This window comes from Ruegeria sp. AH3 (assembly GCF_056536265.1).
In genome coordinates this window covers 1,146,013-1,168,881 of sequence record NZ_JBQFJL010000001.1, presented here as the reverse complement: position 1 = coordinate 1,168,881, position 22,869 = coordinate 1,146,013, and the positions used below count along the sequence as shown (strand labels likewise).

The following is a 22,869-nucleotide window of genomic DNA, read 5'->3' as shown; positions in this document are numbered from 1 at the left end:
TTGCCGCCGCCGGTCCAGGGCGGCAATCCCACTCGCGGCTCAGCACAACACTGGACCTGACCATGGCCTCGCCCTATCACTGGGGTCCAAGACAACGTGACAGGGCGGGGACATGAGCAAGACCATTGCGGTAGCTGATTTGAGCGAAGACGAAGCACGGGAAGAACTTGCCCGGCTCGCCGCGGCTTTGCTGCGCGCCAATGATCTGTATCATGCCAAAGATGCCCCTGAGATCTCGGATGCAGATTACGATGCGCTCAAGCGCCGAAATGCCGAAATCGAGGACCGGTTTCCGAATCTGAAGCGCGTCGACAGCCCATCGGATCAGGTCGGCGCACGGCCTGCAGACGGGTTTGCCAAGGTGGCCCATTCGATGCGTATGATGTCGTTGGGCAACGCCTTTGAAGACGACGACGTCGCCGATTTCGACCGCTCGATTCGTAAATATCTGGGCCTGAGCACAGATGCACCGCTGGCTTATACAGCCGAGCCCAAGATTGATGGCTTGTCCCTGTCCCTGCGGTACGAAGACGGCGAGCTGGTACAGGCTGCCACGCGCGGAGATGGCGAAGTCGGTGAAAACGTCACCGCAAATGCCCGCACGGTCGAGGATGTCCCACACCGGATTGAGGGCGCCCCAGAGATTCTGGAGGTTCGGGGCGAAGTCTATATGTCTCATCAGGACTTCGACGCGCTGAACGCTCGGCAATCCGAAACCGGTGGAAAAACTTTCGCAAACCCGCGCAATGCGGCAGCGGGTTCTCTACGGCAGCTTGATTCAGAAATCACCCGGTCTCGACCGCTGCGGTTCTTTGCTTATGCCTGGGGGACGTTGTCCAAACCATTAGCGGAAACGCAGATGGCTGCGATCGGGCGGCTTCGTGAGTTTGGATTTCAGGTCAATGATCTGACCCGCCTGTGTGCCACAACAAATCAGATGCTCGAACACTACCGTGAGATCGAAGCGCAGCGCGCAACCTTGGGCTACGATATCGATGGCGTGGTCTATAAGGTCGATGACCTTGGCCTGCAGGCTCGTCTGGGGTTTCGCTCGACGACGCCTCGTTGGGCCATCGCACATAAATTCCCGGCAGAACTTGCTTGGACACGGCTGGAGGCGATCGACATTCAAGTCGGCCGAACCGGAGCGCTCAGCCCGGTTGCTCGGTTGCATCCGGTCACGGTTGGTGGCGTCGTTGTTTCGAACGCGACCTTGCACAACGAGGACTATATCGCCGGGCGAGACGCCAAAGGCGGGGTAATCCGTGATGGCAAGGACATTCGTGTCGGGGATTGGGTGCAGGTCTATCGCGCGGGCGACGTGATCCCCAAGATCTCGGATGTGGACCTATCCAAGCGGCCCGACGATTCCGAACCCTATGATTTCCCATCGAAATGTCCCGAATGCAGCAGCGATGCGATCCGCGAAGAGGGCGATGCGGTTCGGCGCTGCACCGGTGGTTTAATTTGTCCGGCACAAGCGGTTGAGAAGCTTAAACACTTTGTGTCGCGCAAGGCCTTCGATATCGAAGGTTTGGGCGCGAAACAGATCGAGATGTTCCATGGCGACTCGATCCTGCCGATCAATACTCCTGCTGACATTTTCACGCTGCAGGATCGTGACGCGGGCAATCTGGCGCGCCTGAAGAATCGGGATGGCTGGGGCGACACCTCGGCCAGTAACCTGTTTGCGGCCATCGATGAAAAGCGGACAATTCCCTTTGCACGACTTTTGTTTGCCCTTGGTATTCGCCATGTCGGTGAGGTCGGCGCGCGCGATTTAGCACTGTTTTACCGCGATTGGGACGTTATGGCCGCAGCGATTGACACTGCACGCCCTGCGGCCTTGGCACAGCGGGCGGCGGACGAAGCGGAAGAGGCTGAACGGATCGCCGCCAGTGGCGAGGGTCGGCGCGCACGACTGAAGGAAGCGCGCGATGCGGCCGCGGCGCGGTTGGACGTACCTGCCTCAGCTGCAAATGCATGGTCTGATCTGATCGGAATCGATGGAATTGGGGCTACTCTGGGCCTGTCACTATCCGACGCTTTCGCTAACGCCGAAGAGCGCAAGGCTTTTGACGATCTAAGCGCGCACCTGACGATTGTTCCACCCGAGGCGCCGTCGTCGGACAGCCCGGTCGCGGGCAAAACCGTTGTATTTACCGGAACGCTGGAAAAGATGACCCGTGCCGAGGCCAAGGCACGGGCTGAAGCATTAGGTGCAAAAGTTTCCGGCTCGGTCAGTCAGAAGACTGATCTTCTTGTGGCTGGTCCCGGGGCCGGATCGAAGGCGAAGAAGGCAGCTGATCTGGGTATAGAAACACTCGACGAAGACGGCTGGCTGCAGCTGATCGGGGATGCATGAGCGGCAGACCCGAACAACTCTTTCCGCTGTTCGCAGGGCTTGAAACGCTCGACGGTGTTGGTCCCAAGACGGCGCAGCTGATGGGGCAGCTCGGGATCGAGTCGCCGCGTGATGTGTTGTTTGCGTTGCCCTATGCAGTGATCGACCGCAGGCGGCGAGACACGATCCAAGGCGCGGATTTACCGACGACCCTGACCGTGGAGGTGACCGTTGGCCCGCACAGACCTCCTCACAACAAGGGTGGTGCCTATCGTATTCATGTCGAAGATGCTCAGGCCGATTTCCAGCTGGTCTTTTTTCATGCGCGCGGGGACTACCTGAAGAAAATACTGCCGCAGGGCGCGCGCCGAGTGGTGTCGGGCAAACTTGAGCTGTTCGATGGCATGGCGCAGATGGTGCATCCCGACCATGTCGTGGCCCTTGAAAGTGCAGGCGAGTTGCCTGAGTTCGAGCCTGTTTACCATCTTACACAAGGCGTCACTCAGAAGACGGCCTACAAAGCTGCACAAAGCGCGTTGGCACGCGCGCCTGCTTTGACTGAGTGGGCTGATCCAGCCCAGGTCGCTCAGCAAAGCTGGCCGAATTGGCAAGCAGCGATGCAAGCGGCGCATCACCCGAAAGGTGCGGATGATGTGGCCTCATTTGCTCCGGCGCGTGAACGGTTGGCTTATGATGAGTTTCTGGCGCACCAGCTCACTTTAGCGATCGCGCGTCAAAAGGAACGCAAGACCCGTGGGGTCGTCAGTGTCGGAACAGGTGCGCTGCAGTCCAGGGTATTGGCAAGCCTGCCGTACCGTCCGACCGGGGCGCAAACGCGCGCGATTGAGGAGATCTCGGCAGACATGGCCTCGGACAGCCGTATGAATCGGTTGCTTCAGGGTGATGTGGGGGCAGGCAAGACACTAGTGGCGTTCATGGCCTTGCTGGTCGCCGTCGAGGCGGGCGGGCAGGGCGTAATGATGGCCCCAACCGAGATTCTGGCCCGTCAGCATTTGGAAGGGCTGCGCCCGTTGGCCGAGGAAGCTGGCGTTGTGCTCGAAATTCTGACCGGGCGCGACAAAGGTGCAGAACGGCGCGCCAAGCTGGCCGCATTGAAACAGGGTGATATCCAAATCCTCGTCGGCACCCATGCCGTTTTCCAAAGCGATGTAGAATTCAACGCTTTGCGGTTGGCGGTTGTCGACGAACAGCACCGCTTTGGCGTCCGTCAGCGGATGGAACTGTCCGAGAAAGGCCAGCGCGCAGATGTCCTGGTGATGACGGCGACTCCGATCCCGCGCAGCCTGGCTTTGGCACAATACGGGGATATGGATGTTTCGGTTCTGGACGAAAAACCTCCGGGCCGGAAACCGATCAAGACCGCCATCGTCAGCACGCAACGCATGAATGAGGTCGTGGCCCATCTCCGGGGCGCGATTGAAGCGGGCAAGCAATGCTATTGGGTTTGCCCTCTGGTGGACGAATCTGAAGTCTCCGATCTGACAGCGGCTGAGGAGCGGTTCAAACGATTGCGCGCGCTGTTGGGCGATGGCGTCGTGGGGCTTGTACACGGGCAAATGCCACCAGCTGAGAAAGACGCTGCCATGGCGGCGTTCCAATCTGGGCAGACCAAGGTTTTGGTGGCCACAACCGTGATCGAGGTGGGTGTGAACGTGCCCAACGCGACCATCATGGTAATCGAACGGGCCGAGATTTTCGGCCTGGCGCAATTGCACCAGCTGCGCGGTCGCGTAGGGCGGGGCGAGGATGCCTCGACCTGTTTGTTGATGTATCAGCCACCGCTTAGCGAAGGTGGGCGCAAGCGGCTGGAGGTCCTGCGTGAGACTGAAGACGGGTTTCGGATCGCCGAGACTGACTTGCAGATGCGCGGGGCCGGGGATCTGATTGGCACCGCACAATCGGGGTTGCCAAAGTTCCGCATTGCAGATCTTGAGCGGCAGGCCGGGTTGATGGCCGTTGCCCAATCCGACGCGCGCGCATTGCTGACTACTGACCCGGACTTGACCTCAGATCGGGGAAAGGCCGCGCGTGTTCTTCTGTGGCTGATGAAACAGGATCAGGCAATCCGTTTGATTTCAGTGGGTTAAACCATAAATCCCCAAAAGTTCGCAAATGTTCTCAAAAAGTTCTTTACCGACTCGCCAAAATATGAGAACAAAAGGTCAACAAAAGATTAAACCCGACCGGAGGTGAGACCATGCTGGCCCAGATCAAGACTGCTTTCAGCCGTTCGCAAGCAACGATTTTGCAGGATGCTGTAGGCGCAGTCTCTCTGGTGGTCATGCTGGTGGTTGCCCTTCACCTGCCGACGGGGTTTTAAGCTTTTCTGCCTGCGATCTCATGCCGATAGCACCGCGCTTGTTTCCCCATCTCAGTCAAGGGTGACCTGCCTGTCCCAAACCCCTTGAAGGGGCCAGCCTCGGCCCCGCGCGGAAATCCGGACCCTACGTGAGACACGCACAACCTACCGCCGCCCTTTCCGCCCGGAAGGAGCGGCGGCTTTTTTATAATTGCCCGGTTTTGATGATTTCGAGCATCGCCGACAGCACAGAGTTCACCGCGACCGAGGCCAGGATCATCCCCATGATCCGACTGATGATCGCGGCACCCGAATGTCCGATCCAACGTATGATGGGCTCGGCCAGCAACATCAGCACAAAGGCAATGGCAATCACCACCAACATCACCAGAGCGGTTATGCCCTGATCGGCAATGCTGTAACGATTGTTGTCGGTCAGCACGACGATCGCCAGCATCGCGCCAGGTGAGGCGAGGGACGGAACCGCCAGCGGAAAGATCGCAGGATTGGTCTTATGCATCCTGTCTTGCAGATCTTCCTGAGCCTCGCGCTGTTCGATATCCTGTTTGCTTTCGCCAAAGATCATGGTCAGCGCGAACAGGAACAGAATAATCCCGCCAGCGACCTGAAAGGAATTGAGACCGATATCCAGTGCCTCAATCACCAGCTGTCCACAGACGAGGAAGAACAGAAGTATACCCGCACTGACAAGCGCGGCCAGCAGAGCGGTTTTGCGCCGGGCAGCGACCCCGACGCTTGTGGTGACGGCTATGAAGACGGGGATCGTGCCAATCGGATCAATGACAACCCAGAGGGTTACGAAATGTTCGAGCAGTTTTTCCACGCCTTACTCCCCCGGATTTCGGCGGAGATTAGACGGGTTTGTCGAAAAAGACCACGCTCAGGCGCAGTTGGCCTGTTCAGCTTGTTCCATCGCCTCGGCAGTGGCTTCCAACGCCAGAAGAATTGAGGCGTGACGGTTTTTGTAGTCGCGCGACGGCATCAGCACCTCAAGCCCGTCAAACGGTGCATCGGGGGCAGGGCCGTCTTTCTTAAGCATCGCAGACAGTTGCTCGCGTGCGGTTTCCACCTGAGCTCGGGTTGCGCCAATCACCGCGCTTCCAACCACTGAAGCCGAAGCCTGACCCAAAGCGCAGGCTTTGACATCCTGTGCAAAATCAGAAATCCGCCCGTCTTCGACCTTAACGTCCACGGTCACCGTCGAGCCACAAAGCGGCGCGCGTTTCTTTACGGTTGCGTCCGGATTTTCAAGCCGCTCGAGATGGGGGATATCAGCGGCAAGCGCAAGAATGCGTCCTGAATATAGCTTGATCAGATCGGTTTCGCCGCTCATGGCTTTCCCTCGTTGGCTGTTCCCCATACATAGTGACCATGTTCCGGGATGCAAAAGGTTTTTGCCATGACACAAACTGTTTCGTTCGATCCGTCGACGCTCAAGTATAACGAAGCAGGACTGGTGCCTGCGATTGCACAAGACGAGGGTACCGGTGAAGTGTTGATGATGGCATGGATGAGCGCCGAAGCAATTGAACGCACATTGAAGACCGGTCGCGTGACCTATTGGTCTCGGTCGCGGCAGGCGTTCTGGATCAAAGGCGAAAGCTCAGGCCATGTACAGGAACTGGTGGATTTCCGCGTCGATTGTGACCGTGACTGCCTGTTGGTGCTCGTGCGGCAGACAGGACCTGCATGCCACACCAATCGGCGTAGCTGCTTTTACACTGCTGTGCGCGCCGGAACCGAAGTTGAGCTGATGTCGCCGATGGAATGAACACCGCTCGCGGCACTGGTATCCAGAAAAAGGCGCCGCCGGGTCAAAGGCCGACCATCGTTCGGATATCGACGGGGGAGGCACCTTGCTCTCGATAGATCGTGATGGCGCGCGCGTCGTCCCGTTTGGCAAGGCGCTTGCCGTTCTCGTCTCGGATCAGGCTATGGTGGTGATAGACCGGCGTAGGCAGGTCAAGCAGGCTCTGCAGCAGGACATGGATTTGGGTCGCGTCGAACAGATCCTCGCCGCGTACGACATGGGTGATGCACTGATCGGCATCGTCGATGACTACGGACAGATGGTAGGAACTTCCCATATTCCGACGCACCAGAATTATGTCACCGACCGAATGGATCAGGTGCTCGGGCTGAAGATGATGCGTTCCAAAGAACTTGGGACCGGTTTCACAAAATGATGTTAGATCAGCCACTTCAAGCGCTTTGCGCATGTTGAGCCTTAAAACATCGTTTGCGCCAGAATCGGAAAGTAGGCGCTGCCGGCAGGTGCCGGGATAAATGCGTCCATCCGGACCAAATTGCGGTACACCTTCTTGAGGTGCCCCGGCGGCAGATTCAATATCAGCGCGGTTGCAGGAACAAGGATAGACCAAATCCTGCTTGATCAGCTCTTCAAGCGCTTGCTGATATCGCGGCAACCTGTTCGATTGCCGCATAACAGGTTGCGGCCAGCGCAACCCAAGCCAAGACAGGTCTTCATAGATTTGCTCTTCCCAGTGCAGGCGAGATCGGGACTGATCTATATCCTCAATCCGCAGCAGGAACTGTCCGTTTTCGGCTTTGGCCATATCCTGCGCCAAAAGCGCAGAATAGGCGTGACCAAGATGCAGAGGTCCTGTCGGCGATGGGGCAAAACGGGTGGTGAAGGTCAAGCTTTTTCAACAACGTAGACGTCAGATTTCATGTCCATGCCGGGCAGATGCGGACCGTATTCGCGAAACAGCAGCCGCGCGTGGCCCATGTCCAGCCAGTCATTCAGCCGAGAGGTATACGTGCGATCAGCCAGAGTATAGTCGTTAAACGAAAACGCCAGATATCCGTTGCGTGGCAAAGCGTTCATCAGCAAATCGAAGGTCTCTGGCGGCGCCGCGCCCGAACCGATCACGCCGATGGCGGTAATCGCGGTGTAGGAGCCTGCCTCGATCGGTTCGGGATCAGTGAGTTCAAAACCTATGAGATTGCGGTATACGCCTTTGGCTGCGGCTTGTTCCAGCATCTTCGGCGTCGGGTCCATCCCGTCGATAACTCGAAAGCCCGCTTTGTAAAGCGCCGCGCCTGACAGCCCAGTTCCGCAGCCATAGTCCAAGATAGGGACCTGATCATCTGGCATATACGACTTCAGCGCAGCCGAAACGCGATCCGGGGTAACGTAGCCATGCTCTCCCACCTCATCATCGTATGAGGCCGCCCATTTCTGGTAGTGGTCGCGGGTTTCCTGGGCCGAGTTCAATCCATACGTATTTTTCAGAAACTTATCGCTCATACCTTATGTTAGGCGCAGGCGAGGCATATCGTCCAGTCAGCAATGCGCCAACCAGTCCGACCAAGCCGACTTGGCGCGGTCGGTATAGGCCTTATAGCGATCCTTACGGCCCCGGCGGCCGCCCTTCAGGCCGTCCACGGGGCGGAACAGGCCGAAATTCACGTTCATCGGCTGGAATGTTTTGGCGTCTGCACCGCCAGTGATGTGGTGGATCAGAGCGCCCATGGCACTGTCCTGCGGAACATCGGGCAGAGTCCGACCCAGAATTTCAGCGGCGGCGAGGCGACCGGCCAGCAGGCCCATCGCGGCGCTTTCCACATAACCTTCGACCCCGGTGATCTGACCGGCAAATCGGACATTGGGCCGAGATTTCAGCCGCATTTGCGCATCCAGCAAGGTTGGAGAGTTGATGAAGGTATTGCGATGAATGCCTCCAAGCCGCGCAAAGCTGGCATTCTCAAGCCCCGGAATCATGCGAAATACATCTGTTTGCGCGCCGTATTTCATCTTGGTCTGAAAACCCACGATGTTGAACAGAGTGCCCAGAGCGTTGTCTCGGCGCAGCTGAACTACGGCATGTGGTTTTACATCCGGCTGATGCGGGTTGGTCAGGCCCACGGGCTTCATCGGACCATGCCGCAGAGTTTCGTGGCCACGTTCAGCCATAACTTCAATCGGCAGGCAGCCGTCGAAATATCCGGCGGTTTCGCCTTCGTGGAACTCTGTCTTGTCGGCGGCCAGCAGAGCATCGATGAACGCTTCATACTGGTCGCGGTCCATTGGGCAGTTCAGGTAGGCGGTCCGCTCTTCCTCAGTCTCGCCCTTGTCATAACGGGACTGCATCCAGGCCTGGCTCATATCGATGCTGTCGGCATAGACGATAGGCGCGATGGCGTCGAAGAAGGCAAGTGCCTCAGCCCCGGTTTCCGCGCGAATGGCATCTCCCAAAGCGGCAGAAGTCAGCGGACCGGTAGCAAAGATCCAATGGCCTTCGGCAGGTAGCGAAGTAAATTCTTCGCCGGTAACAGACACGCGCGGATGAGCTTTGAGCTTGGCTGTTACCGTCTCAGCAAATGGATCGCGGTCTACCGCCAGCGCTCCGCCCGCGGGTAAGCGGTGGGCGTCTGCAGTAGTCATGATCAGACCATTGGCCGCGCGCATCTCCCAATGCAACAGGCCCACGGCGTTCTGCTCATCGTCGTCCGAGCGGAACGAATTCGAACACACCATCTCGGCCAGATTGCCGGTTTGATGCGCAAACGTGCCCACTTGAGGCCGCATTTCGTGGATCACGACGTCCACACCCATCTCTGCGGCCTGCCAAGCGGCCTCGGACCCGGCCATGCCGCCGCCCACGATATGCAATTTCTCTGTCATGGGCTGCCACATAGGGCACTGTAACGTCCTGCGCAATGCGCAGTATTGGGCTTAATTTCTTAGGAGAGTCTTGGGGTCGCCGCTGCGGGAATGTCAACGCCGGTGAGAGAAACCAGCTTGGAGGGACCTTCCGCCCACGGCGACCCAAAAGTCAAAAGAGGCCTCAGCCTTGACCCACCATTGCCACAGTGTCGCCCTTTTGAAAAGTGCAAAAATGCGAACAGTAGGTAAAAATGCATAAAATAATCGCGTTATTGCTGCCAATTGGGCGGTCGTTTCTCGATAAATGCGGTTATGCCTTCTTCGGTGTCACGATGCATCATATTCTGTGCCATTACCTCGGCGGTATAGTCATAGGCCTGTTCCGTGGACATCGGAAGCTGTTGATAGAACGCCTCTTTTCCGATCTTTACAGCTGCGCCCAGCTTGGCCGCCAATTTCTCGGCCAAGGCATTGGTTTCCTGTTCCAGCTGATCGGCGGGCACAACGCGGTTGATCAGACCCAATTCAGCGGCGCGGTCAGCGCTGATAAAATCTCCGGTCGTCAACATTTCAAACGCCTGTTTCCGCGGGATGTTCCGGCTGAGCGCCACCATTGGCGTAGAGCAGAACAGGCCGATATTGACGCCGTTGACGCCAAATCGCGTCCCTTCAGCGGCCAAAGCCAGATCGCATGTGGCGACCAACTGACAGCCAGCGGCTGTCGCGATGCCATGGGTCTGCGCGATGACAGGTTGGGGCAGGGACTGAATCGACATCATCATCTTGGCGCAGCGATCGAAAAGGTCCTGAAAATAGCCAAGCCCACCATCCGGAGCTTGCCGTCCCTGGGTCATCTGCTTCAGATCATGCCCCGCGCAAAACGCCTTACCCGCACCTGAAAGAATGACAACACGAATCGATTTGTCCTCGCGTAGGGCGTCCAGTTCGGCCTGAAGGGCGGCCAACATCTCGTCGCTCAGTGCATTCAGGCGCTCAGGTGCGTTCATCTCAAGCCGCGCAATTGCGCCTGTGTCGTTACGTTTCAGAATTGCCATCTTGCCCTCCTGCTGGCTGTTGGGCCAACTCTAGGGGGGCAGGGCGAAGAGGGGAAGCATGTCATTAGCGCTAAACAAAAAAGAACTGGCTGAGTATCTGACACAGGTATTTCCGCAGGTTCACGGAGATTTCGTCGTTGAGGACCTGACCGAGACGACCATCACAATGCGGCTGCGGGTCAAAGACAGGCATCTGCGCCCGGGCGGTACGGTCTCAGGGCCGTCTATGTTCGGCCTGGCTGACGTGTGTGTCTATGCGATGGTTCTGGCGCGCAAAGGACGGCAATCACTGGCGGTCACCACCAGCAGCTCGATGGACTTTCTTCGGAAGCCCGAAGGTGGCAGGGACATGATCGCTGAGTGTCGCCTGCTGAAACTCGGGCGGACACTGGCTGTAGGTGACGTGCTTATGTATTCCGAGGGATCGGATAAGCCGGTTGCGCGGGCCAGCATGACTTATTCCATTCCGCCCGAAGGCTCCGCAGCGGCCGCGTTCGGATAAAAAAGGCCGGGGACAAGCCCCGGCCAGGAAGAGGTCCCATGAAAAAGGGACTGGGGATAACCTACCTCATCCAGAAATAGCGACTGGTTTCGGCGTCGGCCTGGGGGCGGGTCAGTCCGACGTCCCGCAACAGCCTGTCATCCAGCTTACCCAGATTGATGCGACTGCGGCGGCGTTGCTCCCACTGAGTGACCGACGCCGCAAACCGCACGGCCAGAACCGCGATCAGCGGCAGCCGGGGGCTGTCGTTCAGCAGTATGAGGGCGGGGTTGTGCATTGCGCGTGTCATAGTGGGTATCCTTTCAAATTGTATTGACACAAAGTTGAGATGTTCGATATATTGAGTTGATACATTCAAGATTGTGTCGAAATCAAAGGAAGAATTGTAATGGATACAATTTGGCCGGAATCGCTACCCAAAGCGAAGGGTCCAAAATACACTTTGGTCGCCGATACGATTCGAAAAGCAATTGAAAACAAAACACTGGAGGTTGGCGTGAAGCTGCCCCCGGTGCGCGAACTTGCGTATCGATTGCAGATCACACCGGGCACGGTTGCGCGGGCTTATACCATTCTGACGGACGAGGGATTGTTACAAGCCGAAGTCGGACGTGGTACATTTGTCGCCCCTCCGCGATCACCGATCCTTGATGATGTCTGGTCGCGGCAGTTGCATCTGCGGGATGACAAACACGACGCCAATGTCAGCCTGTTCAGCCCACGCCTGCCTGATGTGGGGCAGGTTACGTTGATCCGAGAGTGCCTGACCAAGGTCGCACAGGGTGATCCGCGTATGTTCATGAACTATCCAACGCGCGACGCCTATCAGCATGTGCGGCAAGTGGTGGTGGATTGGCTCTCAGACCTACCATTGGGTGCGGTAACGGCGGATGATATCGTTCTGACGCATGGCGGTCAGAGCGGGCTTTGCGTTGTGTTCCAGACCGTCCTCAGCGGAGCCAATCCCGTGGTTCTAGTCGAAGACCTGTCCTATGCAGGCTTCCGCCGGGCCGGAGAGCTGATGCGCGCAGATGTTGTTGGTGTGAAAATGGATAAATGGGGCATTAGCCCCGATGCCTTGGATCACATTCTAAGGCAAACACAGGCACAGGCGATTTGCGTCTCACCCGAAGTGCAGAACCCGACTGGCGGGCATTCACCGCTGGAACGCCGCAAAGAAGTGGTTGAGGTCGCGCGCAAGCACGATCTGCAGATCATTGAGGACGACTGCTATCGCATGGGCGACGCTCGCGCGCCCAGCTATCGCGCGCTGGCGCCAGAACGAGGCTGGCATGTCTCTTCGATCTCAAAAACTCTGACACCCGCGTTGCGTGTCGGTTTTGCCATCGCTCCAAAAGAGCGTAGCGTCGATCTGCGCAGGTCGGCGGAATATGGGTATTTTGGGCTCGCTCAGCCATTGGCAGAATTGACCCGGTTATTGTTAAGCCATCCTTCTGCGCGGCAACTCGCCTCTGAGGTTCGCTCCAAGACGGGTGAATATGTCCGCGTCGCTGTGAATGCCCTTGGAGGTTTCGATTTGAACTGGGACCCGCATATTCCGTTCCTTTGGCTGAACCTGCCCTCGGGTTGGCGGTCGGCCGCCTTCAGCCGGGCTGCCGAGCGGGAAGGGATCCAACTGCGATCAGCCGACGAGTTCGCCCTGCGCGACGGGCGTGCGCCGAATGCAGTGCGCATTGCCGTGAACGGGCATGTTTCGTTGTCTCAGTTCGAAGATGCAATGCTGCGTTTGCGGGCATTGCTGGATACTCCGCCCGAACAGATCAGCGTTTAGGACAAGGGCACCGGGTCTCCAAAGAAACCGGCCAGATGGGCGATCTTGCCTTGTGCGTCCAGGCGAATGAAATCATGACCGGCGACCATGACCGCACCGTCTGGCGCGACCATGTGCCAAGTGAAATGAACCACATCATGATGTGTGGTTGGTTCGCTGGTGATATCAACCCGTCCATTAGTGTCGTCCAAGACCGCGCCAATATGTGCGCTCAGTTGATCTCGCCCCGAAACATCCGCCGTCGGATCGACATAGCGGCCGGTCTCTGCAAAACAACGTTCGAGCAGGTCGCGCCGGCGTTCCGGATCGGTTTCCTGCCACGCCGCTCCATAATCAGCGATGACCTGTTTCAATTCCTGCATGACAATCTCCAATCTAAAACTCGATCAGCGGGCTACACCTGAGCTTCACAGGGTTCGAAATAGTAGTGATATTTTTGGGGTAAAATAATACCTATTTTATAAGTTATTGTTATTGTTTAGAATAATCTGTATTGCGTGTGTTGACCTGCATTGCGAGTAGGTCTAAACCCCCTCCATCGAATTCGGACCGCTCCGTAAGGGGGCGGTCTTTCACATCAAACAGGACTATCCTGCCATGAAAACCTTTTCTGCAACACCTGCAGACATCGACAAGAAATGGATCCTGATCGACGCCGAGGGCGTTGTTCTGGGCCGTCTTGCCTCGATCGTCGCCATGCGTCTGCGTGGCAAGCACAAAGCGTCGTTCACCCCGAATATGGACATGGGCGACAATGTCATCGTGATCAACGCTGACAAAATCCAGATGACCGGCAAGAAGCGCGAAGAGAACTTCTATTGGCACACTGGCCACCCGGGCGGCATCAAGTCGCGCACCAAACAGCAGATCCTCGAAGGTGCACACCCCGAGCGCGTCGTGACCCAAGCGGTCAAGCGCATGCTGCCGGGTAACCGTCTGGCGCGTCAGCAAATGACCAACCTGCGCGTTTACGCCGGTGCCGAGCACCCTCATGAGGCGCAAGCGCCCGAAGTTCTGGACGTCAAGTCCATGAACAAGAAAAACACCCGGAGCTAATGACCGATGGCTGATCAGATCAATACTCTCGAAGAGCTGAGCGCCGTCGCAGGCGTTGAAACCGTGGCCGAAGAAGTTGTTGTACGTGAACCCGTGCGCGACGAGCTGGGCCGTTCCTACGCCACCGGCAAGCGTAAAGACGCTGTTGCTCGCGTTTGGATCAAGCCGGGTTCCGGCAAGGTCACCGTGAACGGTAAAGACCAGGACAAGTACTTCGCTCGTCCCGTTCTGCAGCTGATCCTGCGCCAGCCGTTCCAGGTTGCCGGTGTGGAAGGCGAATTCGACGTTGTTGCAACTGTCAAAGGCGGTGGCCTGACCGGTCAGGCCGGTGCAGTCAAGCACGGCATCTCGAAAGCTCTGCAGCTGTACGATCCGTCGCTGCGTGGCGCACTGAAAGCCGCTGGCTTCCTGACCCGCGACAGCCGCGTTGTGGAACGTAAGAAATACGGTAAGCGCAAAGCGCGTCGTTCGTTCCAGTTCTCGAAGCGTTAATCGCTACGGACACAGAATTGGAAAGGGCTCGCAATTGCGAGCCCTTTTTCTTTGGTGGGTTTATTCTTCGTAAACCAGTTTCCACGCGCCATTTTCGACGACGCTGACAAAGACGGTATCTGCGCCCTGATGATCGTCCGGGCCATACGTGATCTGGTTGCCGACCAACTCGTCCATGTAGTCTAGGGACTCCATTGCTGCGATAAAGCTGTCATGAGTGAGGTCAGGTCCTGCGGCTTCCAGCGCCTTGACCATCATCTCGGCCGCTGAATAGCCCAGCATCGAGAAACCGACCGGGTCTTCGCCCGTAGCCGCTTTGTATTCAGCAATAAAAGCTGCCGGGGCGGGCTCCTCCGCGCGCGCCCAAAGATCCAGCCATGACGCCGCAGCGTAAAAACCATCCGTCACACCGCCGGGCACCTGTGCCACAACGGTCAGAAAGCTGGCCGAGGTGCCGAGAAACTTCATATCGGTCAGACCCATCTTCTTGGCCGTTCCAACAACGGTGATCGCCTGACGCACACCGAGCGCCATCGTGACGATATCGCAGCCTTCCTCTTTAAGCTTGCTCAGGGACCCGACGAAATCCGTCTCGTCTGGCTTGTGGGTGGTCTCTGCACCAAAAGTAATGCCAGCCTCTTCGGCCCCGGCTTTGCTGCCTTCCAGAATTTCCTCGCCGAAATCGGTGGGCAGATACATGGTGCAAACAGTTTGTGATCCAAACTCACCGTTCAGATATTTCACACCGATCCGCGCCTGATCGTAATAGGTCGAGAACGAGGTAAACTTGTTCTTCACAGGCTCTTGCAGCATTTGCCGCGCCGCGGTCAGGGGGGCGACGTTAGGGATACCTTTCGGGTCCAGCAGCTTGAACCCGGCGACATTCATCGGCGTGCCCAGTGACTGCAACATCGCGAAAACCTTGTCGCGGTTCAGCAGCTTGTTATAGCCCTGCATCGCGCGCGGCATCTGATAGCCATTGTCTTCGACCACAAAGCGAATCTTACGCCCGTGAACACCGCCCTCGGCGTTGACCCGGTCAAAGACCACATTTGCGCCCTTGGTCGCCGGCACGCCCACGGCGGCGAAAATACCACTGAGGTCATTCACCGATCCGATGACGATCTCATCATCCGTCACGCCTTGGGTTTGTGCCCAGCCCATCGTGGCAGATGCAGTCAATGCCGTGGCTGCGGCAATGCCCTTAAACAAACGTTTCATTCTTCTCCTCCCAGTTGGGTCGCCCCTTAACTAATTGTACATATCTTCAATGAGATGTGCGTGTTTCTTTTCCACCAGACCACGCTTGAGTTTCATCGTGGCGGTCAGTTCCTCATCCTCAGCGGTGAGCAGCACGTCAATCAGCCGGAAATCCTTGATCTGTTCAACCCGTGCAAAGTCTTTATTAACCGCTGCGATTTCCTCGCCGATCAGCGCCGTCACTTCAGACGCAGCACAGAGGGAGGCGAAGTTCGAGAATGGAATCTTCCGCTCCTGCGCGAATTTCTCGACGTTTTCCTGATCGATCATCACCAGCGCAGTCAGATATTTGCGCCGATCCCCGATGATCACGGCGTCTGAGATATATTGGCTGAATTTCAGGCCACTCTCAATCTCTGCAGGCGTGATGTTTTTGCCGCCTGCGGTGATGATGATGTCTTTCAGGCGACCGGTTATGGTGACGAAACCTTCCTCGTCGATATGCCCCATGTCACCGGTGCGCAGCCAGCCGTCGCAGGTGAAACTTTCAGCTGTCTTGGCATTGTTGCGCCAGTAGCCCTGAAAGACATTCAGACCTTTGACCTGAATTTCTCCCTCTTCCGAGATCCGGAGATCGTTGCCGGGAACCGGTTTTCCAATGGTGCCGATCTTGTTGGCTTCAAGCGTGTTCAGAGCCGCGATGCCTGCGGTTTCGGTCATCCCGAAGCCTTCGACGATGGGCACGCCAATGGCCCAGTACCACCTGAGCAAATCAGGTGAGATCGGAGCAGCGCCCGAACCTCCGCGCCGCATCCGGTCCATTCCCAGCATGCGACGCAGGTTGCGTAAGACCAATCGGTCCCACAGCCAGAACCGCAGCCCAATCATCAGGGGGACGGGATTGCCGGCAAGGATATAGTCTGCCCGCGCCATGCCCGCCTTCAGTGCCTGCCCAAAGGCGAAACGCCCGGTCGGTGTTGCTTCTTTCGCCATGAACATGACGTGAGAATAGATCTTCTCCCACACACGGGGGACGGCGGTGAAGGTGGCCGGAGAGACCTCTTGCAGGTTCGCGAACACCGTTTCGGTGCTCTCCGCGAAATTCACCGTGCTTTTTGTCGCCAGTGGGTAATAGATCGAAACATCGCGCTCCAGAACATGGCAGAGCGGCAGGAAACACAGCTGTTCGTCCGTCGCGAGTGAGGGCAGGGAATGCGCTCCGCCCTCGATCGCGGCCATGATGTTCTCATGGCTCAGCATGGCGCCCTTGGGGTTGCCGGTCGTACCCGAGGTATAGATCAGTAGAGCAGTATCCTGCGGCGTGGCCCGCGCGATTTCGGCCTCAAACGCGCGGGGCTCGTCAGCCTCGGCCTGCTGACCCAGAGCATACAGGTCTTCGATCCTCATGCAGCGGGGATGATTGAGGTCGTGCAGGCCTTCGTCTTCAAGGATAATAACCTTGAGCAGATCGGGCAGGCCCTCTTCGATTTCGAGGAACTTGTCCAACTGTTCTTCGTCTTCAACGATCAGAAACCGGCTGTCGCTGTCATTAATCAGGTATTTCAGCTGATTGGCAGAGTCCGTGGTGTAGACGCCCGAAGCAATCCCTCCGACGCATTGGATGCCCATATCGAACCACGCCCATTCCTTGCGGTCCTCGGACAGGATCGAGACGACCTCGCCACGCTGCAGGCCCAGCTTGCGCAAGGCCAGCCCGATCCATTTGGCGTGCTGCCAGTATTCGGCCCAGGAATAGGACTTCCAGATACCGAAATCCTTCTCACGATGCGCGGTGCGCGATCCCAACTCGGCGCATCGTTTCTGGAACAGCTCACAAATCGTGGTGCAGCCATCGACGCGCAGGGGCCGCTGTCCGGGTGTTGCGTTGAACCGCACGCCGTTGATCGTGGTCTGAGGGGGAAGGGGGCTTGCATCCATCTAGCTCACCTCCAGGTCTTCTTGCGTTTCCAGCGGCGGTTTTCCCGCGCACCTTCCTCCTGAACGCCCAGATAGAAATTCTGGATGTCCTCGGACTGCAGTAAGGTTTCAGCCGCGCCATCCATGACGATCCGCCCGATCTCCATCACATAGCCATGGTGGGCAAGCTCCAGCGCCGCATTGGCATTCTGTTCAACTAGCATCATCGTCATGTTCTGCTCGTCATTGAGACGCTTGAGGATGCCAAAAATCTCTTGCACCAGCAGCGGGGACAGGCCCAGCGAAGGCTCGTCCAGCAGCATGATGCGTGGGTTGGCCATAAGGCCTCGCCCGATTGCCAGCATCTGCTGCTGCCCGCCAGATAGCGTTCCGGCCTCTTGTGTACGGCGCTCTTTCAAGACGGGAAAATACGAAAACACCAGATCGCGATCATGATCAATCTGGCCTTTATCCGAAAGAGTATAGGCCCCAAGGCTCAGGTTTTCATCAACCGTCAACAGCGGGAAAACCTCGCGCCCTTCCGGCACATGAACGATGCCTTTCTGCACCACCTTATGTGGTTCCGATCTCTGTATCTGCTGACCATCAAATGTGATCGTGCCTTTTTCAGGATCCATCACGCCTGATACGGTTTTCATCAGAGTCGTCTTGCCCGCGCCATTTGCGCCCAGGATCGAGACGATCTGACCCGGGTGCACATCCAGCGATACACCGCGAATGGCCATGATCGGACCATAGAAGCTTTCGATATTGCGGATGCTGAGGATCGGTTGGCTCATGAGGCCTTTCCCAGATAAGCCTCGACCACGGCCGGATGCGACTGAACCTCTGCCGGGGTTCCTAGCGCAAGTTTCGCTCCGTCTGCCATCGCCAGCACCCGGTCGGAAACGCCCGAGACCAGACCCATGTCATGTTCCACCATCAGAACGGTGATCCCCATCTGCCGCCGGATGTCATCGATCCACCAACGCATATCGGTGGTCTCTTCAACCGACAGACCTGAGGCGGGTTCGTCCAGCAGCAGTAGCTTCGGATCAGTGGCCAACGCACGGGCGACCTCGACCACCTTGCGCACGCCGTAGGGCAGGCCCGAGATCATCTTGTCGCGAAAGGCCTGGAGGTCGAGGAAGTCGATGATTTCTTCAACCTTTTCGCGGTTTGCGATCTCTTGCCTGCGCGCGGAGGGCGTGAACAGGATTTCCGAGATCAGGTTGGTCTTGCGATGGCGGTGGCGCCCGACCAGCAGGTTCTGCAAAACGGTCGCATGTTCGAACAGCTCGATATTCTGGAACGTTCGCGCAACGCCATAGGCCGCGACGGCCGAGGGTTTGACACGCAGCAGGTCATGCCCATCAAACCGGATCGCCCCGGCATAGGGGTCGTAAAAGCGCGAGATCAAGTTGAAGACAGTGGATTTGCCTGCGCCATTCGGGCCAACGATGGCGAACACTTCTCCCTCTTGCACGTCGAATGACAGATCATCCACCGCAGTCAGCCCGCCGAACTTGAGAGTTACGTTTTCGAACTCCAGCATGCTCATCTCAGACGCTCCGTCTTGAGGTAGGATTTCTGCCGTTTGAACATGTCCTTGCGGTAGAAGGGAAACAACTCGAACCACGTCCGGATTTTCAGCCATCGGCCATAGAGGCCCATCGGCTCGAACAGGATGAAAGCAATCAGGATCATGCCGAAGATGCCAAACTCCAACCCCGGAATGGCGACTGTGTTGCCGCCAAACAGGACGGCCGCGTATTCCTTTGAAATCGACAGGAACTGCGGAAGAAACCCGATCACGATTGCCCCCAGAAACGCGCCATGGATCGAGCCCAGTCCGCCGATCACGATCATCATCAGCAACTGGATCGAGATCACAACACTGAACGTCTCATTGTTGAACGCCCCAGCAAACAGCCCCATTAGCGCACCCGCCAAACCGGTGACCGCACAGGACAGCGCAAATGAAATTGTCTTGGTGCGTGCGATATCAACGCCCATGGCTTGCGCCGAGACCTCAGAATCCCGTACAGCGATAAAGCTGCGGCCCAAGGGCGAGCGCAGCAGGTTGATATAGCCAAGCGTGACGATGACAGCGACAGCCAGCACCAGCCAGAAGAACTGTCCCGGCGTGGCCCAGCGGTCGACCAGATGCCCGAAGATTTCGACGCCACCAAGATACTTGCCAGCAACGCCTCCGGTGATGGGCTCGGCCAGAACGATGATGTCGTCCATCAGCACGGACAGGGCCAGCGTGAAAATCGCCAGATAGATGCCGTGCAGGCGTAGGGCAGGGATGGCGACCGTTGCGCCGACGATGCCGGTCAACAGGCCTGCCAGCGGGAAAGCCAGCAAAAAGGGCACGCCTGCTTCGATCAGGATGACATTTGCATAACACCCGACGGCCAGAAAGGCGGCATGGCCAAGGCTGGCCTGCCCGGTATGACCGGTCAGGATCATCAGGCCGAGCCCTGCAATGGCCCAGATCAGAACATTGGTCAGTTCCCCAAGATAGAAATCGTCCAGCCACCAAGGTGCGGCGGCAACGATGGCCAACAGGATCAGGTAAAGGCTTAGCTGATAACCGTCCTTCCACGGACGAATGTCCTGCATATAGTTGGTTTTGAAAACAACCCGCATGGCGATCAGACCTTCTTGACCCGCACTTGGCTAAACAGCCCGTGCGGCCGGAAGATCAGCACCGCCAGCAACAAGGCATAGGGAGCAATCTGACTATACCCAGCAGCGATATAGCGGCTGGCGAAAGGCTCGATGACTCCTACGATAAGTCCTCCGGCCAGGGCGCCGGGCAGGCTGCCGAACCCGCCGATCACCGCAGCCGCGAAAGCCTTGATCCCCAGCAATCCGGTTGTGGGATCAACCGAGCCCTTGGCCGCGAACAAAATCCCGGCAATCCCTGCAACAACTCCGGCCAGAGCCCAGATAAACCCCTGCACCTGCTTGACCGGGATGCCCATATAATACGCCGCCAATTGGTTCTGAGACGCGCCTTGCATCGCAAGCCCCAACTTGGTTTTGCTGAAAAACACGTATAGGCCCCATGTCAGCAGGACGGTGACAACGATCACGGCCACATCTTCCATCCCCAGGACCAGACCACCAAAACGGAATTCCTTACCCGCGAGAGGGTTCTGGAGAGTCTGCGGCTCATGCCCCCAGATCAGCCCGGCGACAAATCGGATAACAAAGCCTAACGCGATAGTCAGGATCACCACAGCTGTCTGGCTTTCGCCGAACAGGCGGCTGATGATCAGTCGGTCGACCAGATACCCCAACGCCCCCATGATCCCCAATGAGATCGGCAGCGCCAACCAAAAGGGCAGGCCCATATACTCTGTGTTGGTCAGGCCGATGGTGACGAAAGCACCCAGCATCATGAAATCGCCCTGCGCGAAATTCACCGCCTCGGTGGCCTTGTAAATCAACACAAAGCCAAGAGCGATCAGGCCGTAGACACAGCCATTCGCCAGCCCGCTGATCAGCAGCTGTGCGTTATCCAATCTCACCCTCCCTCAGCCGGATTTGCCCGGCGCTTTGTTCTACTATGGCGTGATAATCACCTTGCCGTCACTCTTTTTCAGCGCGTTCGCGAGATTTGGCAAAACCTCCCGCAACGAAAGCCGGGCCGACACGTCCGTGTGCCACCGGCCATCCGCAAACCGCGCTTGAACTTCACCAACAACGCGCATCTGATCAGCAGGGGGTGTGTCCATCATCCAGCGGGTCAGCCAGAATCCTTCAACCTGTTTGCTCATGAATATCAGCTGACCCATCTGTGTCAGCGTCGGCAATTCGGGACTGAGTTTGCCGTAGCACACCCAGCGCGCGCCATTTGGCATGGCGCAGAAAACCTGCTCGGAGAGCTGATCAGCGACAGCATCCAGAAAGACACGGGGTTTCAGGGCTGCGCTGATCTTTGCAAACTGATCTGCAACATCGGCATCACCGGTCACAAGAACTTCGGCAGCTCCAAGCTCTTTCATTGTGTCCGCCGTTTCCGCCCGGCGCACCAGCGCGATTGGCTTCAAACCCAGATCGCGCCCCAAGCTGCACATAAGTTTGCCTAGCTGACTGGTCGCGGCGGAGACTACAAAAGCCTCTCCGGCGTCGCGGGCAATATCCACCATCGCCATCGCCGTCAGAGGGTTCACGATCTGAGCAGCACCGTCCTCATCCGAGATGTCCGGCCGCAGGGGTATGCACATCATCGCTTGCGTCACTACATATTCTGCCCAAGCGCCTGAACCCGCCGCGACAAAGGCCACACGCTGCCCATGCAGCGCCTCGGCCCCACTACCTGTTGCGACGACATCGCCACAGCCTTCGAATCCAGCGGCGGCGCCTTTGACGCGTGGCTGGCCATATTCACCCTTGATGAAGTGGATATCGGAGGGATTGACCGAGGCAGTGCGAAGCTTGATCAGAACCTGCCCGGGACCTGGCGTGGGGACGGGAAGCTCTGCTTCGGCCAGCCAATCAGACGCCTCAGTCAATGTTGGTCCTGTCGCGCTCCCCGAATACCCTTCATGAGTTTGAACAATGGCGAACATCGTATCGGGCAGGGCGGTCATATGGGATTCCTTCGTTACGTTACCTGTGCAGCGGAAACTTCTGACAAAGCGATCTAATTCCGCGGAATATCTGCTTAGAGGCAAGCAAAGTCAGCCGTCAGGGTCAATCCGCAAAGTCAGTGACGCCGCGGAATCCATTGATTGGCAGTGCGGGTTGGCCTGATGTGGCCAACCCGGCACGTGTTTTAGGGTTGGGACATCAGCGTGCGCAGGTCCTGAATCTTGGCCACCACGGTTTCCGGTGAAGCTTTGATGTCATCGAGGATCTGGATCACCTGTGTTTTGACATTCTGCGCCAATGCGCTGTCCTGCACAGAAGCAACCATCGCATCGTAGTCAAAATTTTGCGCGGTCAGCATCCCGTCCTGTACCCAAGTGTTCAAAAGCTCCTGGCCCTGCGCAGCAAGGGCCGCCACCTGATCGCCTGCCGCAGCGGCTGCCGTATCCGCCTGCTCGGCCACCGCGTTTGCGGCATCGCTGGCCTGTTCGGTGACCGAAGAGGCCGCTTCGCTGGCTTGATCCGCGAGCGATGAAGCCGCCTCGGACGCCTGCTCGGTTGCTTCATTCAATGCTTCGGTTGCAGCTTCTTGTGCGGCGGAGGCGGCTTCACCTACCGCTTCGGTCGCATCCTCAGCAGCGGCTTGCAGCTTTTCAGCCGGCGTGGGCTCGGGTTTGGTTGCAAAATAATAGGCGCCAGCGCCAATGGCGGCGATGACAACGATAAGTAGTAGGCGTGACATAAGTGTCTCCTTCAAAAGATGTGTCGCCGAGATGGGTTAAAACTACCCCGGCTCAAAGGGGAAAACCCGTGAAATTGCAGCATATTCCGGGTTTGAGCCATGGCACGCTGATTAACCCCACAGTCAACGGCGGGTTCACGCCGCCAGCGATCGCTGTGGCCAATTTTTTTTGATGTTGGGGCTTGAAGAATTG

23 protein-coding genes and 1 pseudogene are annotated in these 22,869 nt (G+C 57.5%); 8 read left to right on the top strand and 16 right to left on the bottom strand.

Annotated elements, in window-relative coordinates; all coding sequences use genetic code 11:
* The first annotated feature begins 112 nt into the window (after positions 1 to 112).
* From ligA to ACR3EM_RS05775, 3 genes are all read left to right on the top strand, one after another.
* Complete coding sequence (gene ligA, locus ACR3EM_RS05785; RefSeq protein ID WP_480469850.1) at positions 113 to 2,365, top strand: NAD-dependent DNA ligase LigA; 2,253 nt, start codon at positions 113 to 115, stop codon at positions 2,363 to 2,365.
* Positions 2,362 to 4,452, top strand: coding sequence for an ATP-dependent DNA helicase RecG (gene recG, locus ACR3EM_RS05780; protein ID WP_480469849.1), 2,091 nt, complete (start codon positions 2,362 to 2,364; stop codon positions 4,450 to 4,452). Before ligA ends, recG begins: the two co-directional genes overlap by 4 nt.
* 110 nt (positions 4,453 to 4,562) lie before the next feature.
* Positions 4,563 to 4,685 (top strand): hypothetical protein, encoded by a 123-nt coding sequence (locus ACR3EM_RS05775; protein ID WP_480469848.1) that lies wholly within the window; start codon positions 4,563 to 4,565, stop codon positions 4,683 to 4,685.
* A gap of 184 nt (positions 4,686 to 4,869) precedes the next feature.
* On the opposite strand, the gene ACR3EM_RS05770 is transcribed toward ACR3EM_RS05775, so the two are convergent.
* A complete protein-coding gene (locus tag ACR3EM_RS05770) occupies positions 4,870 to 5,508 on the bottom strand; it encodes a MarC family protein (RefSeq protein WP_480469847.1) in 639 nt (212 codons plus the stop codon).
* 57 nt (positions 5,509 to 5,565) lie between these two features.
* A complete protein-coding gene (locus ACR3EM_RS05765) occupies positions 5,566 to 6,018 on the bottom strand; it encodes an iron-sulfur cluster assembly scaffold protein (protein WP_480469846.1) in 453 nt (150 codons plus the stop codon).
* 48 nt (positions 6,019 to 6,066) lie between these two features.
* On the opposite strand from ACR3EM_RS05765, the gene hisI reads away from it, so the two are divergent.
* Entirely contained in the window at positions 6,067 to 6,456 is a 390-nt protein-coding gene (gene hisI, locus ACR3EM_RS05760) for a phosphoribosyl-AMP cyclohydrolase (protein ID WP_480469845.1), read from the top strand.
* 43 nt (positions 6,457 to 6,499) lie between these two features.
* Here the strand turns inward: hisI and gluQRS are convergent, their stop codons facing one another.
* The 4 genes and pseudogenes from gluQRS to ACR3EM_RS05740 form a co-directional block, all read right to left on the bottom strand.
* A complete protein-coding gene (gene gluQRS / locus ACR3EM_RS05755; RefSeq protein ID WP_480469844.1) occupies positions 6,500 to 7,345 on the bottom strand; it encodes a tRNA glutamyl-Q(34) synthetase GluQRS in 846 nt (281 codons plus the stop codon).
* Positions 7,342 to 7,956: a class I SAM-dependent DNA methyltransferase gene (locus tag ACR3EM_RS05750; RefSeq protein ID WP_480469843.1), complete on the bottom strand. Its 615-nt coding sequence runs from the start codon at positions 7,954 to 7,956 to the stop codon at positions 7,342 to 7,344. The genes gluQRS and ACR3EM_RS05750 overlap by 4 nt, the downstream gene beginning before the upstream one ends.
* 36 nt (positions 7,957 to 7,992) lie before the next feature.
* Complete coding sequence (gene trmFO, locus ACR3EM_RS05745; protein WP_480469842.1) at positions 7,993 to 9,333, bottom strand: methylenetetrahydrofolate--tRNA-(uracil(54)-C(5))-methyltransferase (FADH(2)-oxidizing) TrmFO; 1,341 nt, start codon at positions 9,331 to 9,333, stop codon at positions 7,993 to 7,995.
* Between the two features lie 251 nt (positions 9,334 to 9,584).
* Positions 9,585 to 10,379, bottom strand: a pseudogene (locus ACR3EM_RS05740) (enoyl-CoA hydratase); the annotation flags it as partial.
* A gap of 49 nt (positions 10,380 to 10,428) precedes the next feature.
* Here ACR3EM_RS05740 and ACR3EM_RS05735 point away from each other — a divergent pair.
* Complete coding sequence (locus ACR3EM_RS05735; protein WP_480469841.1) at positions 10,429 to 10,872, top strand: PaaI family thioesterase; 444 nt, start codon at positions 10,429 to 10,431, stop codon at positions 10,870 to 10,872.
* Between the two features lie 61 nt (positions 10,873 to 10,933).
* On the opposite strand, the gene ACR3EM_RS05730 is transcribed toward ACR3EM_RS05735, so the two are convergent.
* Entirely contained in the window at positions 10,934 to 11,161 is a 228-nt protein-coding gene (locus ACR3EM_RS05730; RefSeq protein ID WP_480469840.1) for a DUF1127 domain-containing protein, read from the bottom strand.
* 99 nt (positions 11,162 to 11,260) lie between these two features.
* Here ACR3EM_RS05730 and ACR3EM_RS05725 point away from each other — a divergent pair, with 99 nt between their 5' ends.
* A complete protein-coding gene (locus ACR3EM_RS05725; RefSeq protein WP_480469839.1) occupies positions 11,261 to 12,664 on the top strand; it encodes an aminotransferase-like domain-containing protein in 1,404 nt (467 codons plus the stop codon).
* On the opposite strand, the gene ACR3EM_RS05720 is transcribed toward ACR3EM_RS05725, so the two are convergent.
* Positions 12,661 to 13,026 (bottom strand): nuclear transport factor 2 family protein, encoded by a 366-nt coding sequence (locus ACR3EM_RS05720; protein ID WP_480469838.1) that lies wholly within the window; start codon positions 13,024 to 13,026, stop codon positions 12,661 to 12,663. The genes ACR3EM_RS05725 and ACR3EM_RS05720 overlap by 4 nt on opposite strands.
* 235 nt (positions 13,027 to 13,261) lie before the next feature.
* Between ACR3EM_RS05720 and rplM the strand changes: the two genes are divergently transcribed.
* On the top strand, positions 13,262 to 13,720 hold the full coding sequence (gene rplM, locus ACR3EM_RS05715) for a 50S ribosomal protein L13 (RefSeq protein ID WP_039536983.1): 459 nt from the start codon (positions 13,262 to 13,264) through the stop codon (positions 13,718 to 13,720).
* 6 nt (positions 13,721 to 13,726) lie between these two features.
* Positions 13,727 to 14,212, top strand: a complete 486-nt coding sequence (rpsI, locus tag ACR3EM_RS05710) for a 30S ribosomal protein S9 (RefSeq protein ID WP_209223510.1) — start codon at positions 13,727 to 13,729, stop codon at positions 14,210 to 14,212.
* 60 nt (positions 14,213 to 14,272) lie between these two features.
* Here rpsI and ACR3EM_RS05705 read toward each other — a convergent pair whose 3' ends face one another.
* The 8 genes from ACR3EM_RS05705 to ACR3EM_RS05670 all read right to left on the bottom strand — a co-directional run bounded on the left by ACR3EM_RS05705 (position 14,273) and on the right by ACR3EM_RS05670 (position 22,676).
* The gene (locus tag ACR3EM_RS05705; RefSeq protein WP_480469837.1) at positions 14,273 to 15,433 is read right to left on the bottom strand and encodes an ABC transporter substrate-binding protein; all 1,161 of its coding nucleotides are present in this window, start codon (positions 15,431 to 15,433) and stop codon (positions 14,273 to 14,275) included.
* 30 nt (positions 15,434 to 15,463) lie between these two features.
* Entirely contained in the window at positions 15,464 to 17,350 is a 1,887-nt protein-coding gene (locus ACR3EM_RS05700) for an AMP-dependent synthetase/ligase (protein ID WP_480469836.1), read from the bottom strand.
* A gap of 5 nt (positions 17,351 to 17,355) precedes the next feature.
* On the bottom strand, positions 17,356 to 18,129 hold the full coding sequence (locus tag ACR3EM_RS05695) for an ABC transporter ATP-binding protein (RefSeq protein WP_480469835.1): 774 nt from the start codon (positions 18,127 to 18,129) through the stop codon (positions 17,356 to 17,358).
* Positions 18,126 to 18,890 (bottom strand): ABC transporter ATP-binding protein, encoded by a 765-nt coding sequence (locus tag ACR3EM_RS05690; protein WP_480469834.1) that lies wholly within the window; start codon positions 18,888 to 18,890, stop codon positions 18,126 to 18,128. Before ACR3EM_RS05690 ends, ACR3EM_RS05695 begins: the two co-directional genes overlap by 4 nt.
* On the bottom strand, positions 18,887 to 19,984 hold the full coding sequence (locus ACR3EM_RS05685) for a branched-chain amino acid ABC transporter permease (RefSeq protein WP_480469833.1): 1,098 nt from the start codon (positions 19,982 to 19,984) through the stop codon (positions 18,887 to 18,889). Before ACR3EM_RS05685 ends, ACR3EM_RS05690 begins: the two co-directional genes overlap by 4 nt.
* A gap of 5 nt (positions 19,985 to 19,989) precedes the next feature.
* On the bottom strand, positions 19,990 to 20,865 hold the full coding sequence (locus ACR3EM_RS05680; protein WP_480469832.1) for a branched-chain amino acid ABC transporter permease: 876 nt from the start codon (positions 20,863 to 20,865) through the stop codon (positions 19,990 to 19,992).
* 42 nt (positions 20,866 to 20,907) lie between these two features.
* Positions 20,908 to 21,936: an alcohol dehydrogenase catalytic domain-containing protein gene (locus tag ACR3EM_RS05675; RefSeq protein WP_480469831.1), complete on the bottom strand. Its 1,029-nt coding sequence runs from the start codon at positions 21,934 to 21,936 to the stop codon at positions 20,908 to 20,910.
* Positions 21,937 to 22,121: 185 nt separating this feature from the next.
* Positions 22,122 to 22,676, bottom strand: a complete 555-nt coding sequence (locus ACR3EM_RS05670; RefSeq protein ID WP_480469830.1) for a hypothetical protein — start codon at positions 22,674 to 22,676, stop codon at positions 22,122 to 22,124.
* Positions 22,677 to 22,869: the final 193 nt, after the last annotated feature.

What these genes read in the sequence shown, in the direction of transcription:
- recG (WP_480469849.1), top strand. Translation starts at nt 2,362, where the DNA reads ATGAGCGGCAGACCCGAACAACTCTTTCCGCTGTTCGCAGGGCTTGAA.
- ACR3EM_RS05775 (WP_480469848.1), top strand. Translation starts at nt 4,563, where the DNA reads ATGCTGGCCCAGATCAAGACTGCTTTCAGCCGTTCGCAAGCAACGATT.
- ligA (WP_480469850.1), top strand. Translation starts at nt 113, where the DNA reads ATGAGCAAGACCATTGCGGTAGCTGATTTGAGCGAAGACGAAGCACGG.
- ACR3EM_RS05705 (WP_480469837.1), bottom strand. Translation starts at nt 15,433, where the DNA reads ATGAAACGTTTGTTTAAGGGCATTGCCGCAGCCACGGCATTGACTGCA.
- rpsI (WP_209223510.1), top strand. Translation starts at nt 13,727, where the DNA reads ATGGCTGATCAGATCAATACTCTCGAAGAGCTGAGCGCCGTCGCAGGC.
- ACR3EM_RS05695 (WP_480469835.1), bottom strand. Translation starts at nt 18,129, where the DNA reads ATGAGCCAACCGATCCTCAGCATCCGCAATATCGAAAGCTTCTATGGT.
- ACR3EM_RS05700 (WP_480469836.1), bottom strand. Translation starts at nt 17,350, where the DNA reads ATGGATGCAAGCCCCCTTCCCCCTCAGACCACGATCAACGGCGTGCGG.
- ACR3EM_RS05725 (WP_480469839.1), top strand. Translation starts at nt 11,261, where the DNA reads ATGGATACAATTTGGCCGGAATCGCTACCCAAAGCGAAGGGTCCAAAA.
- hisI (WP_480469845.1), top strand. Translation starts at nt 6,067, where the DNA reads ATGCAAAAGGTTTTTGCCATGACACAAACTGTTTCGTTCGATCCGTCG.
- rplM (WP_039536983.1), top strand. Translation starts at nt 13,262, where the DNA reads ATGAAAACCTTTTCTGCAACACCTGCAGACATCGACAAGAAATGGATC.
- ACR3EM_RS05735 (WP_480469841.1), top strand. Translation starts at nt 10,429, where the DNA reads ATGTCATTAGCGCTAAACAAAAAAGAACTGGCTGAGTATCTGACACAG.
- ACR3EM_RS05720 (WP_480469838.1), bottom strand. Translation starts at nt 13,026, where the DNA reads ATGCAGGAATTGAAACAGGTCATCGCTGATTATGGAGCGGCGTGGCAG.
- ACR3EM_RS05670 (WP_480469830.1), bottom strand. Translation starts at nt 22,676, where the DNA reads ATGTCACGCCTACTACTTATCGTTGTCATCGCCGCCATTGGCGCTGGC.
- ACR3EM_RS05690 (WP_480469834.1), bottom strand. Translation starts at nt 18,890, where the DNA reads ATGAGCATGCTGGAGTTCGAAAACGTAACTCTCAAGTTCGGCGGGCTG.
- ACR3EM_RS05730 (WP_480469840.1), bottom strand. Translation starts at nt 11,161, where the DNA reads ATGACACGCGCAATGCACAACCCCGCCCTCATACTGCTGAACGACAGC.
- ACR3EM_RS05750 (WP_480469843.1), bottom strand. Translation starts at nt 7,956, where the DNA reads ATGAGCGATAAGTTTCTGAAAAATACGTATGGATTGAACTCGGCCCAG.
- trmFO (WP_480469842.1), bottom strand. Translation starts at nt 9,333, where the DNA reads ATGACAGAGAAATTGCATATCGTGGGCGGCGGCATGGCCGGGTCCGAG.
- ACR3EM_RS05675 (WP_480469831.1), bottom strand. Translation starts at nt 21,936, where the DNA reads ATGACCGCCCTGCCCGATACGATGTTCGCCATTGTTCAAACTCATGAA.
- ACR3EM_RS05765 (WP_480469846.1), bottom strand. Translation starts at nt 6,018, where the DNA reads ATGAGCGGCGAAACCGATCTGATCAAGCTATATTCAGGACGCATTCTT.
- ACR3EM_RS05685 (WP_480469833.1), bottom strand. Translation starts at nt 19,984, where the DNA reads ATGCGGGTTGTTTTCAAAACCAACTATATGCAGGACATTCGTCCGTGG.